Genomic DNA, 13,354 nt, shown 5'->3' with positions numbered 1-13,354 from the left:
TATGTCCGGTGGACAAGGTTCCGCAGAGAAAGGTCATATCCGGATAGCCATCTGGTTGCCATCGGATATACCGGTGCTGGAGCTGGCATTGTGCGAAACATTTTTTCGTCAGGTGAATCTCACTTCGGATCAGAATCAATATCAGCTTGGACTGATCCGAAATACTACACATAATGATGCATTGTCCCTTTTTTCTGAACATATGCCTTGTTGGGAGTGGACTGATCATTTTGACATATTACTGATTATGTCCAATCTCTTGCCTGTCGAGAACATCAGCCAGGAAACTCTGCAATTATTACAGAATGTTTTATCCGGGAATGAAATACCACTTATTACGGTCAATACCGGAATTATGTGGTTGATTGATGCTGGTTTGTACCAGAATTTTCCGGTTGTTGTTCACTGGGAACATTGGGATGAAATTGGAGAGAGTTATCCCCGTTGCCAGATATTGCCGCAGTTATATATGATTGCCGACTCCATCAGTCTTTGTGCCGGAAAACTGACTTTGGTTGATTTTCTTCATGAATGGATATCACATCGTGAATCTTCCAGAACAGTAAACATGCTGGCTGATCAGTTATGCATTGACAGGGTAAGAAGTGCCGAAGAGAAGCAGAGATTACCTGCTGTCACGCTGGGTGGAGACGATATTCAGCCGAGAATTACAATGGCCATTGAATTGATGGAGAATAATATTGAGGAACCCCTGTCGACGGATGAAATTGCCGAGTATGTGTATATTTCCCGCAGACAACTGGAGCGTTTATTTAAACGTTATCTGAATGTATTGCCAGCCCGTTACTACTTACAGCTGCGATTACAGCGGGCTCAGCATCTTTTACGCACCACGGGTAAGTCCATTGTACAGATAGGGCTGGTGTGCGGATTCTCCAGTGGCCCCCACTTTTCATCCAGCTATAAGTCCTATTACGGCATCACCCCCAGAGATGAACGAACGAAGCGATTCCGGCGTAAAACGTCGGGTGAAAATTTATAATTTTTAGTCGCATATATTAATGCCAGTGTCAGATAAAGAATCAATAATGGCAGGATGCAGGCAAACTTGAGGCGGAGAATATGGACACGCATCTGGAAAGAAATGATTTCGATAACTACATGATCCCTATGTTTTCACCGGCGGGATTTATACCGGTTAAAGGGAAAGGATCCATTCTGTTCGATCAACAGGGAAAGGATTACATTGATTTTGCAGCGGGCATTGCCGTGAATGCATTGGGACATGCAAATTCTGAATTAATTAACTCGGTAACGCAGCAGATGCACAGAGTCTGGCATCTTGGTAATGGTTATACCAATGAACCGGTTTTAACATTAGCCAGAGAATTAGTTAATGCCACATTTGCAGATAAAGTCTTTTTTTGTAACTCAGGGGCGGAAGCAAATGAAGCGGCACTTAAGCTGGCCAGAAAGTACGCTTCAGATCATTATGATGCCGGGAAAAATGAAATTATCGCTTTCAATGGCTCTTTTCATGGCCGAACCCTGTTTACGGTTTCAGCCGGTGGTCAGCCTAAGTATGCTAAAAATTTTGGTCCGTTGCCAGGGGGTATTCGTCATGTCCCGTTCAATAATACTGATGCGGCAGTGCAAGCCATCAGCAGCAAAACATGTGCTGTGATTGTTGAACCTGTTCAGGGTGAAGGTGGTGTTATCCCTGCAAATAAAGACTTTCTGACCGCGTTAAGAAAAGCGTGTGATGAACATGATGCTGTGTTGATATTTGATGAAGTTCAAACTGGTGTCGGACGTACCGGGAAGTTATACGCCTACATGAATTATGGTGTTGTTCCTGATATTTTGTCGACGGCTAAGGGGCTGGGAGGAGGTTTCCCTATTGGTGGAATATTAACGACAAACAAACTTTCACCCTCACTTTCTGCCGGAACACATGGTACAACCTATGGTGGCAATCCTTTGGCTGCGACAGCGGCTGGAACGGTACTTTCCACCATCAATGATGAAATGTTTTTAAATAACATCGATGATACCCATGATCGGTTTGTTAAATGCCTGACCGAATACAACGACAAGTACCAGGTGTTTAAGGAAATCAGAGGGATGGGATTATTACTCGGTTGTGAACTCAATGAAAACTATCAGGGGATGGCTAAACAATTAAGTAATGTATGTGCTAAGCATGGTTTAATTGTTTTAATTGCCGGTCCGAACGTGGTGCGTTTTGCACCGGCTTTGAATATATCTCCTGAAGAAGTGGAAAAGGGCCTGATGCGTTTTGCCTTGGCATTGGAAGACTTTTTAATCAGGGAAGAATGATGATTATATTACGTCCAGCAAAACTGAGCGATATAAACCAAATCGAAAGACTGGCTGATGAAAGTGGTACATTGGTTTGTACTCTACCGGCAATACGAGAGCTTTTAGTCAAAAAGATTGAGAAATCGATTCATTCATTTGAACAGGACATATTGAGCCCGGGAGAAGAGTTTTACCTTTTTGTTCTGGAAGAAATCGATTCTGGACAAATTCTGGGTACCGGAGCAGTGAATGCATTAGCTGGTTTTCATGACCCTTTTTATTCCTTCCGTAACGATACCATGATCCATTCGTCGAGAGAGCTGAATGTTCATAGCAGAATTCATGCGCTGAAACTCAATCATGATTTAAGTGACCATTCGCAACTATGTACTTTTTATGTCGTTCCTTCGATGCACAATACTGAATATCCGAAATTGGTAACGTTAGGTCGTTTATTATTTATGGCTGCCCATGAAGAGCGGTTCACTAATGAGTGGATGGCCGTTTTACCTGGTATCGCTGATGAAAATGGACGGGCGCCATTTTGGGAACATGTGGGACGTAAGTTTTTTGGTATTGATTACAATCAGGTTGAGTACTACCACGGTACATTGGAAAAAACATTTATTGCAGAGTTAATGCCGCACTATCCATTGTATGTTCCTTTGATAGATGAAGAAGCTCAGCAAGTCATGGGACAGGTACATTCTGATGCTGAGTTACAGTGTCACTTGCTAAGTGAACAAGGTTTTGAACCGGATAAATATCTGGAAATTTTTGATGGCGGACCTATTTTGACTGCCCCGAAAAGTGCAGTCAGATTGGCCAGAGAGACGTGTTTTGGCGTGATTCAGTCTGGTGTTAATGGTATTGAATCATCATTAAACCGGTACATTATCGGTTATGAAAGCAAAGATGGATTTCAGGTCATTATGGTATCAGCTATGCCTTCTGATAATGGGTTAATAGTCGGTGAAAAGGTAATACAGCAGTTAGGTATTGAAGAAAATACCAGCATTTGTTTTTTTAGCGTTTGAAGGACGCTTACGCAAATAAAAAAGGACTAGGTGATGATGGTTATTCGTCCTGTCTGCAGACAAGACAAGCAGGCATTAATGATGTTGGCAGGTAGTACCGGGATTGGTTTTACATCTTTGCCACATGATGAGAACAAAATATCAGAACGAATTGAACGGGTACTGGCGACCTGGGAAGGGACAAATGAGGTCGCGGAACAGGGATACCTGTTTGTTCTTGAAGATACTTCAGAAAACTGCATTGTCGGAGTTTGCGGAATTGAAGTAGCGATGGGTCTTTCTGAACCCTGGTATGACTTTCGGGTTGGTACACTTGTTCATGCTTCAAAAGAATTAAATGTTTACACTCAGATGCCAACACTGTTTTTGAGTAACGACCATACGGGTCATAGTGAATTATGCACGCTATTTCTTGAACCGGATTACCGGAAGAATAAAAACGGTCATTTGTTATCGAAAAGCCGCATGCTTTTTATCGCTGCTTTTCAGGATCAATTTGCAGATAAAGTGATTGCAGAAATGAGAGGCGTTTCTGATGAAGACGGTTATTCCCCATTTTGGGAAAGGCTGGGAAGACATTTCTTTTCGATTGATTTCAGAGAAGCCGATCAGTTAACAGGATTAGGGCAGAAGTCTTTTATTGCAGAGCTTATGCCGAAGCACCCATTGTATGTCGACTTTCTGACTGAAGAGGCGAAAACTGTTATTGCTCAGGTTCACCCGAATACCATTCCGGCCCGTAGAATTCTTGAAAGTGAGGGAATGCGCTATGAAGGTTATATCGATATTTTTGATGCGGGCCCCACACTGGAAGCCTATACAAAAGATTTGCGTATTGTTCGGGACAGCGAACTCAGAAAAGTCGTGATTTCACTGACAATGAATGAAGGTGATAAGCAATTTTTGATTGGAAACGATAGCTATAAAAACTTCAGGGCAATTATTGGAGCTCAGAGAGTTACCGGGACAGAAATTTATATTACGCCTATGCAGGCTGAAGCGCTAAATGTTTCAGATGGTGAAAATGTCCGGGTGGTCTCTTTATTTTCTAAGGAGAAAAATCGTGACTAAGAGTCTATTTATTGATGGTCATTGGACTGATGGTTCTGGTGTTTCTTTTGAAAAACGAAATCCGGCAAATAATGAGTTACTTTGGACTGGTTACTCTGCATCCGATGCTCAGGTTGTTGATGCGATTCATGCGGCACGTAATGCCTTCCCCTCTTGGGCTGAACTGACCAGAGAACAGCGATTATCGTATCTGAAATGTTTTGTTGAAAAAGTAGAAGAATCAAAAACGGTTTTATCAGAAATTATTTCAAGAGAAACCGGAAAACCATTATGGGAATCGCTGACGGAAGTTCAGTCGATGATAAATAAACTCCCTGTTTCTGTTAACTCTTACAATGAGAGAACCGGACTTAAAGTGACCGATATGGGGAATGACCGTGCGGTTTTAAGGCATCGTCCTCATGGGGTCTTAGCTGTCTTTGGCCCTTATAATTTTCCAGGTCATTTACCTAACGGACATATTATCCCTGCATTATTAGCTGGTAATACCGTTGTGTTTAAGCCAAGTGAACTGACCCCGATGACGGCAGAGAAAATAGTTGAATTATGGGCAGAGGCCGGATTACCTAATGGGGTACTGAATCTTATTCAGGGTGGTAAAGATGTGGGCATTTCATTGTCATCCAGTCCGGAGATTGATGGACTTTTGTTTACCGGAAGTGCGAATACCGGTTATCAGCTGCATCGACAACTGGGAGGACAACCGGAAAAAATTCTGGCATTAGAAATGGGGGGGAATAACGCATTAATTGCCCATTCTTATCACGATTTGGATGCGGCCGTTAATATAATCATCCAATCGGCATTTATCACATCAGGGCAGCGTTGTACCTGTGCCAGGCGTCTATTAGTGCCTGAAAATATTGAAGGGGACAAACTTTTAAAGCGGCTTTGTGAAGTTGCTGGTGCTGTTCGTGTAGGAGAATGGGATAGTGAACCGGTTCCTTTTATGGGAAGCGTTATTTCCGGGAAAGCTGCCCGCGATTTACTTGATGCTCAGAAAAAATTATGTGTATCAGGAGCCGCCCGATTACTGGAAATGAAACTGCTTCGGTCTGACAGTGCGTTATTGAGCCCTGGAATTATCGACGTAACCGGTATCGAATCGTTACCTGATGACGAATATTTTGGCCCTTTACTGAGTGTGATCCGCTATAAGCAGTTTGAAGAAGCAATTGAAATTGCAAACAATACACGTTTTGGTCTTGCGACTGGTTTAATTTCTACAGACAGAAAGGATTACGATACATTATTGCTCAGAGCACGGGCAGGTATTGTGAACTGGAATAAACCCCTGACAGGTGCTTCCAGTAGTGCTCCTTTCGGAGGGACAGGTGCTTCCGGAAATCACAGACCCAGCGCGTACTATGCGGCTGATTATTGTTCCTGGCCAATGGCTTCCATTGAATCTGAGACATTGGTTTTTCCTGAAAACCCATTACCTGGCCTACACTTTAAGTAAGATTATAAGGAGAATAATAATGTCAGCTTACGAAGTAAATTTTGATGGCTTAGTTGGACTTACGCACAATTATGCTGGGTTATCATTTGGTAATGTGGCTTCAACTTCACACAAAAATGCGGTTGCAAACCCCCGGCTCGCTGCATTGCAGGGGCTGAGTAAAATGAAAGCGCTGGCGGATATGGGATTTAAGCAGGGAGTGTTGCCTCCTCAGGAGCGACCCTGTATTCAAACATTAAGGCAATTAGGGTTTCAGGGATCGGATTATGATGTTATATATCACGCATCACAAACCAACCCGGCTTTGTTTTCCGCAATTAGCTCTGCCTCTTCTATGTGGGTCGCTAATTCCGCTACAGTGTCACCTTCAGCGGATACAAAAGATGGGAAAGTGCATTTTACTGTTGCAAATCTGAACAATAAAATCCATCGGGCTATTGAGGAAGATACAACGACCAATGCGCTAAAAGCAATCTTTTCGGATTCTGATTTTTTTTCGCATCACCGGGCTTTACCGCAACAAGCTGTTTTCGGTGATGAAGGTGCCGCAAACCATAACCGGTTATGCCGGGATTACGGTTATGAAGGTGTGGAAATCTTTGTCTATGGGCGAAGAGCGTACAGCAATGATGCCGAGCCGGTAAAATACCCGGCAAGGCAAACTTATGAAGCCAGTGAATCTGTCGCGCGCTTAAATCAGTTGAGTGAGCATAACACCGTCTTTGTTCAGCAAAACCCATCCGTTATTGATCAGGGTGTCTTTCATAACGATGTTATCGCCGTTAGTAATGGCCCGGTTTTCCTTCATCATGAAGAAGCCTTTTTGAACACTTCTGCTAAGTTTGATGAAATTCGTTCAAAGCTGGCGAAAATTAATTGTGATTTTACGCCAATAGCCGTGAAATCGGGTCAGGTATCCGTTCAGGATGCGGTCAATACATATTTGTTCAATAGTCAGTTATTGACGAAAAAAGATGGTTCTATGCTGATAGTGGTTCCTGAAGAGTGCAGACGCAGTCAGAGAGTGTGGGATTATCTTCAGGAACTGATTGCTGGTCCCGGACCAATTAATGATCTTAAAGTGTTCGACTTGCGGGAAAGTATGCGAAATGGTGGTGGCCCTGCGTGTCTCAGATTACGGGTTGTACTGAATGATCAGGAATTATGTGCCGTTAATCAGAATGCCATTATGAATGATGAACTTTACGAGAAGTTGACTCGCTGGGTGAAAACGCATTACCGGGATCGTTTATCCGAAGCTGATCTGCGTGATCCGGAGCTATTACTGGAAAATCGTACAGCACTGGATGAATTAACCCGGTTATTGAATCTGGGGTCAATTTATCCTTTTCAACGCTAAGGGGGATGACGATGCGCAGTTTTTTGCAGGAGACATTAAACGGTTCGTTCGAAAAAGGGAGAAAAGGGAAAGCTGGAAATATAAATTGGTTTTGTCCGGCTTTAGGAGTCATTATTTTTGAACCTGAATTCGTTTGCCATAGCAGTATATTACTTTCTGCCGGTATTCATGGTAATGAAACAGCTCCGGTTGAAATTTTGGATCAGCTGGTTTCAGATATTTTTAATCAAAAGTTGATTTTAACATCACGTTTAATGATTCTTCTGGGAAATATTGATGCACTGAGGTTGGGCGTTCGTTATTCTGATTACGATATGAACCGGTTGTTTGACAGTAAAAAGAATGAGGAACATTACCCGGAGATACTAAGAGCATTGCTGATTCAGCAACTAACCGTTGATTTCTATAGTACCGCCTTGTCTTATCCGCGTATTCATCTTGATTTGCACACAGCAATCAGACTTTCTCATCATGAACGTTTTGGTTTATTACCCTATGATGAAGAGGGTTTGTACCCGGAAAGCTGGCTTAACTTTTTATCCTCCGTTGATCTGGATGCTCTTGTTATCAATCATGCACCCAGTTCAACGTACAGCTATTTTACTAAAGCAGTTTGTCAGGCCGATAGCGTCACTCTGGAACTGGGGAAAGCATTACCATTCGGGCAAAATGATTTAACCCGGTTCCGGGGAATAAAAGAAGGGCTATACAGATTGGTTTCGACAAACTCTCTCGGGTCATCCGGACAAAACAGAGGGACAGATATAAAAGTGTATAAAGTCTCTCAGATATTGGTTAAAAGCAGTGACGATTTCAGTCTTAATATGAAAGATGATGTTAAGAATTTTACAAGGTTCAGCCAGGGCGACTTGCTTGCCAGAGACGGAGAAACTGAGTTTCGGGCCGCTCAGGCTGAAGAATTCATTATCTTTCCTAACAATCACGTAAAAAATGGACTTCGTGCCGGGTTGATGTTGATCGAAGACTGTATAGACACTCATATCAGGTAGTTTGGATCTGTTGAGTCGGCTAGATTTTGTTAGCATGCAGCATTAAACATCATGTTTAAATGAGGGGAGCATCATGAAAGAAATTGAAACGCTGGATAGTCAGGTGGTTTATAAAAACAGATGGATGAGTGTCCGGGAAGATAAAATTCGCCGTGCTAGTGGAGCCGAAGGATTATATGGTGTTGTCGATAAGCCGGATTTTGCGGTTATTCTGCCTTATGAAGACGGCTATGTGTATTTGGTTGAGCAGTTTCGGTATCCGGTTGGTGAGCGTCACGTAGAATTCCCACAGGGAACCTGGGAAGATAATCCGGAAGCGGATCACTTATTGTTGGCTGCCGGAGAATTACAGGAAGAAACAGGACTGTTTGCTAATAAGCTTGAATATATTGGTTATCAGTATCTTGCGTATGGCTTTTGCAGTCAGGGGTATCATATTTATTTTGCTACTGACTTTACTCAGGGACAAACCGATTTAGATCCGGAAGAAGAAGGATTAATAACGAAAAAGATTTTGCTCAGTGATTTTGAACAGATGATCATCACTGGTGATATTAAAGATTCAACAACAGTTAATGTTTATGCTCTGGCAAAAATGAAAGGGCTTATCTAAAAGCCCGTTATATGTAGTGCGTTATTCGTTGTTTACATAATATAAGCAAGTCATTTTTTATTACATTTTGCCATGCTCAAAAAATTTTCTGACTGAACAGTATTTATATACAAAGGTTAGCAAATCCTATTTACCTTCCTGAAGGGAAGTTTACTTGATTTTTCAATAAGTCCGCCTCCATAATATTTTTACTGTAAATACCTGCCATTTAGATTATGAATAGCTATCCGATGAGTGTTAAGAAAACGTGATTTGAAGTTTTCATTTATGCGAGTAGCATGACTTATTAACGTTACTTTTTTGAGCTAAGTCTCAATAATTAGGTATCGTTTTGTCAAATGTGCACCACAGGAGGTCTTTATGATTTTCGAAAGGAAGCTAGAAAAAATAATTGATGATCTTAGCTCACAATACTCAGTACCAATGAGTTTGCGTTTATGGAATGGTAAATTGATCAAATTTGCAGATGAGGAAAAAATCGTTGTTGATATTCCAAACATGAGTTCATTGATACATTTTGTTCATCCGACTTTAGACAAGCTGGGAGAAGCTTACGTTGAAGGTAAGCTTGATGTTCAGGGCAAAGTGACCGATGTCATTGAAGTTGCCACCAGACTTGTGGAAGAAGGAGAAAACAGCAAACTTAAGCATGGTAGCTCTATACGGCATAAACACACTAAAAAAGTCGATAAGAACTCTATATCCTACCACTATGATGTTTCGAACGAATTTTATAGCCACTGGTTGGATAAAAACATGGTTTATTCGTGCGGGTATTTTCGTCATGATGATGACTCGCTGGATTTGGCTCAGGAACAAAAACTGGACCATATTCTGAATAAAATAAATCTTCAGCCCGGGCAATCTTTGTTAGATGTCGGGTGCGGTTGGGGAGCTCTTGTCATTCGTGCGGCTCAAAAATTTGGCGCAATTTGCACAGGTATTACTTTATCTGAGGAACAGCTTAAGGAAGCTCAGAAAAGAATCAAAGCCGCTGGACTGGAAGATCGTTGTCAGGTTAAGTTGTTGGATTACCGGGATGTTGAAGGTACTTTTGACCGTATTACCAGCGTTGGTATGTTTGAGCACGTCGGCATCGATAACTTACCCTTGTATTTCAAAAAACTAAACAGTTTACTGGCTGATGATGGTGTTATCATGAATCACGGTATAACAACCAGCGATCCAAACTCAGGAAGTGCACCTGGTGGTGGCGGTGAGTTTATTGATCGGTATGTTTTCCCTAATGGTGAGTTACCACATATCAGTTTAGTTCTGTTTGAAATGGCTAATGCTGGTTTAGAAGCGACAGATATAGAAAATTTGCGTGTTCATTATGCAAAAACACTTGATCATTGGGCTGAGCGTTTTGAAGCTAAAGCGGATCTATTGCAGAGTATGGTGGACGATAAGCATTTCAGAATCTGGCGTGTGTATCTGGCTGGTTGCGCTTATGCTTTTTATCAAAACTGGGTATCTTTGCATCAGATAGTGGCAACGAAAGCCGGTAAGCAGATTTTGCCTTTAACCCGCGAATATATGTACAAATAAACCTGACTGGTAAGAGTTAATATCAATAAGCATTAATAAATGAGTCGGTTATACATTTTTGTTACTAACGAGTTGGACTCATTCATTTTTAGACTAGGTATCAAATTAATACCAAAGCATCGTTCGAAGCTTTGGTATTTTTTTGTAATAAATTTATCAAAAAAAGTAAATATACTGGCTTACACAAATGGGGATGACACTAAAAACCTGATGTATAAAAATAAAATTTGTTTTGATTATTGCCATGACAGACGCTTATAATCGGGCGGCTTAATAAGAGCTGGTAGCATAGTAAAGTGATTATTCGATCTAACTGAGGTGAGGGATTGGGTGATAGTTGCCAACCTTTGCTTTGTTGCTAATTTTTCTTTTCCCATGCATGTCATTCATACAATCGGCATATTTTATGTACAGGTTCATTCCGTTTTCAGACGATGTGCCCATAAGGTTTATTTTGATTTGAATGGCGTGATGAAAATTCAATGTAACTAACTGTTTTTGTATAGCAGTAAAGAGAGCGGAAATATCGAATATAAAGATTTCGAATCTATTCGTAATAATTAAGAGGAGTGCCTAATGCTGAGATTTTTTAAAATCATAAATGGCCTGATTACAGCGATGCCGACCGAAGGCTCCAGTGATCTTAGCGTCTTTATTGAACAGGCAGAATGGATTGATGCTCATGAACCAACAGAAGAAGAAAGGCAACTCATCACTTCTCTATTAAGTATTGAATTACCCAAATCAAATGATGTTGAAGAGATTGAGACTTCCGCGCGTTGTTTTATTGAAAAGACAGGTATGCATGTTCACTCCTTGTTTTTGTCCCGTTCAGAGGGCAGGCATTCTCCTGTAACTGTTGCCTGTATCCTTCAGAAAAAAAGATTGATTACAATCCGTGAAGGGGATGTTGCCGATTTTCGCCTTCTGCGCTTACGGGCCAGAAAAGGTCAGGTTCATTGTAGCAATGTGGACAGTTTACTGGTGACATTGCTTGATCAGAAAGTTGAAAATCATGCGGATACACTCGAGGATATTCATAAAGAGCTTGAAAAAGTCAGTTACGATGTTCTGGAAAGTGAAGAACCTGATCTGGAAGAAAGCATTAGCCGTTTAGCCCGCCTTGAGGACAGCAATGGTAAAGTTCGTTTGTGTCTGATGGATACTCAGCGAAATATTTCGTTTTTACTGAGAAATCTAAAATCGAGAAGTGAACACCGGGAAGCCTTGACTGAAATTAGCCACGATATTGAAGCTTTGATGTCACACACAACGTTTTTGTTCGATAAAATTAATTTTTTGATGGATTCCACTCAAGGATTCATTAATATTGAGCAAAATCAGATAATCAAAATCTTTTCAATTGCGGCCGTCGTTTTCTTACCTCCTACAGTGATTGCGAGTATTTATGGCATGAACTTTAAGTTTATGCCTGAATTACACTGGTTAGGCGGCTATCCTTTTGCTCTGGGGCTGATGCTGGCTTCCGGATTTGCACCGTATTTTTATTTCAAACGTAAAGGTTGGCTTTGAGATAATAAGGGGTATAGGATTTCAGGATTTCATGGCGTAGCTATTAATTTTACTGATAAAAATTGATGACCCTATTTCATAAAGCCGGTTAATATCCGGCTTTTCTTATGTCTGATGAAACCGGCACTGGCATCAAAGATATTCAGGAGTGGACCACGACGGGAATGTAGACTCTGATTACTATTATTGAATAACGCTGCTAGTTATTTTAAGTTACGTTGTCGCTTTTTCGTGGTTATCAAGAACCGGAGAGACATCAGATGGTTATGGATTTGAGTATTATCACCGCTGTAGTGATAGCTGGTATTATCCGTGGTTACACCGGGTTTGGTTATTCCATGATCACGATACTGGTCGTTTCGTTGTTTTATCCTGTTTCAGAAATCGTGCCTGCTATATTATTAGTTGAATTGATTATCAGTTTTCCACTGGTATTTGATAGCTGGAAAAAGACGCATTTTGACGTTTTAAAACCGGTGTTGTGGGCTACCATACTAGGGGTACCTTTGGGCGTGTTTATGCTGTATAGATTGCCCGAAGCATGGCTGAAAGTATTGGTACCTCTGACCATTACTGGATTGGCGGTTTTGACAAAATTGCCTAATGAATCAGCGATGAAGTGCATTCGCTCACCCTGGTTATGTGGTTTTTTATCAGGATGGAGCACAAGTGCGGTATCTGCCGGTGGGGCACCGATTGTCATTCATATCCGCCACCAATCCATTTCTGCTGAACAACAAAGAAACACACTTGTCAGCTATTTTTTCATAACAATGATATTTGTGGTTGGCAGTAATATTTTTGTTACAGAACAAATCCCTTTATTACCTGAGCATCCCTATTTTTATGTTGTTCTTTCTCTGGCAGGGGCTCTACTGGGTAAGCAGTTATTTAAGTCGGGGAAATGGTTATTTATCAATTCCGCTGCTTACTACATAATGATTGGATTGTCTGTTATATCTCTTGGTTATTCATTACTTCAGTTCATACGTACTTAATTGGATCTGGGATCGTTATGAGAAACTTAAAAATGTAGCCCTGAGATATTTATCAGGGCTACGGTTAAGCATTGGTAATCTGAGAATAAGTCTGTGATAGCAGTCTTATGCTTTTTTGATTGCTTTTTTGATTTTTTTTACCTTAGCTTTTGCTTTTTTCAGTGATTTTTTAAGATCTTTTTTGGTTTTTGCCATTGTGTCTTACTCCATAAATTATGATGATAATTTAGTCCAGTACCACAGAGCTCAAGACTTATCTGTATTTACCTTTGTATGAGTTGCAACGTATTGTTTAATGAACTTCCGGATTTCCCGGGCTGCAGACGTATCCATATCTTCGCAGAGTTCGATAAATTTATCGCGCTGCTCTCGGTTGATACGCAGGACTAGCTGGCAGTCCTTTTTATTTGATGATTTTTTACTTCCCATATCATCG

General features: G+C 41.1%; 12 protein-coding genes. 11 read left to right on the top strand and 1 reads right to left on the bottom strand.

Features of this window, described 5'->3' with window-relative positions; genetic code table 11:
• Nucleotide 1: 1 nt before the first annotated feature.
• The 11 genes from LRQ06_RS18590 (at nt 2) to LRQ06_RS18540 (ending at nt 12,918) form a co-directional block, all read left to right on the top strand.
• Entirely contained in the window at nt 2-1,003 is a 1,002-nt protein-coding gene (locus LRQ06_RS18590) for a GlxA family transcriptional regulator (RefSeq protein ID WP_232768537.1), read from the top strand.
• A gap of 80 nt (nt 1,004-1,083) precedes the next feature.
• On the top strand, nt 1,084-2,301 hold the full coding sequence (locus LRQ06_RS18585; protein WP_232768536.1) for a bifunctional succinylornithine transaminase/acetylornithine transaminase: 1,218 nt from the start codon (nt 1,084-1,086) through the stop codon (nt 2,299-2,301).
• Entirely contained in the window at nt 2,298-3,320 is a 1,023-nt protein-coding gene (astA, locus tag LRQ06_RS18580; protein WP_232768535.1) for an arginine N-succinyltransferase, read from the top strand. The genes LRQ06_RS18585 and astA (LRQ06_RS18580) overlap by 4 nt, the downstream gene beginning before the upstream one ends.
• Before the next feature lie 33 nt (nt 3,321-3,353).
• Complete coding sequence (gene astA, locus LRQ06_RS18575; protein WP_232768534.1) at nt 3,354-4,391, top strand: arginine N-succinyltransferase; 1,038 nt, start codon at nt 3,354-3,356, stop codon at nt 4,389-4,391.
• A complete protein-coding gene (gene astD, locus LRQ06_RS18570; protein ID WP_238484081.1) occupies nt 4,345-5,853 on the top strand; it encodes a succinylglutamate-semialdehyde dehydrogenase in 1,509 nt (502 codons plus the stop codon). The genes astA (LRQ06_RS18575) and astD overlap by 47 nt, the downstream gene beginning before the upstream one ends.
• Nucleotides 5,854-5,872: 19 nt before the next feature.
• Nucleotides 5,873-7,213, top strand: coding sequence for an N-succinylarginine dihydrolase (astB, locus tag LRQ06_RS18565; RefSeq protein ID WP_232768533.1), 1,341 nt, complete (start codon nt 5,873-5,875; stop codon nt 7,211-7,213).
• 11 nt (nt 7,214-7,224) lie between these two features.
• Nucleotides 7,225-8,223 (top strand): succinylglutamate desuccinylase, encoded by a 999-nt coding sequence (gene astE, locus LRQ06_RS18560; protein ID WP_232768532.1) that lies wholly within the window; start codon nt 7,225-7,227, stop codon nt 8,221-8,223.
• A gap of 73 nt (nt 8,224-8,296) precedes the next feature.
• The gene (locus LRQ06_RS18555) at nt 8,297-8,836 is read left to right on the top strand and encodes an NUDIX hydrolase (RefSeq protein WP_232768531.1); all 540 of its coding nucleotides are present in this window, start codon (nt 8,297-8,299) and stop codon (nt 8,834-8,836) included.
• A gap of 360 nt (nt 8,837-9,196) precedes the next feature.
• A complete protein-coding gene (locus LRQ06_RS18550) occupies nt 9,197-10,387 on the top strand; it encodes a class I SAM-dependent methyltransferase (protein WP_232768530.1) in 1,191 nt (396 codons plus the stop codon).
• Between the two features lie 576 nt (nt 10,388-10,963).
• Nucleotides 10,964-11,920 (top strand): magnesium/cobalt transporter CorA, encoded by a 957-nt coding sequence (gene corA, locus LRQ06_RS18545; RefSeq protein WP_232768529.1) that lies wholly within the window; start codon nt 10,964-10,966, stop codon nt 11,918-11,920.
• 260 nt (nt 11,921-12,180) lie between these two features.
• The gene (locus LRQ06_RS18540; RefSeq protein ID WP_232768528.1) at nt 12,181-12,918 is read left to right on the top strand and encodes a sulfite exporter TauE/SafE family protein; all 738 of its coding nucleotides are present in this window, start codon (nt 12,181-12,183) and stop codon (nt 12,916-12,918) included.
• Between the two features lie 246 nt (nt 12,919-13,164).
• Here LRQ06_RS18540 and LRQ06_RS18535 read toward each other — a convergent pair whose 3' ends face one another.
• Nucleotides 13,165-13,347 (bottom strand): hypothetical protein, encoded by a 183-nt coding sequence (locus LRQ06_RS18535; protein WP_232768527.1) that lies wholly within the window; start codon nt 13,345-13,347, stop codon nt 13,165-13,167.
• Nucleotides 13,348-13,354 lie beyond the last annotated feature (7 nt).

The organism is Vibrio salinus (assembly GCF_021272385.1).
Lineage (GTDB): Bacteria > Pseudomonadota > Gammaproteobacteria > Enterobacterales > Vibrionaceae > Vibrio > Vibrio salinus.
The sequence above is the reverse complement of the archived record's forward strand: the minus strand, read 5'-3'. Positions and strand labels throughout refer to the sequence as shown.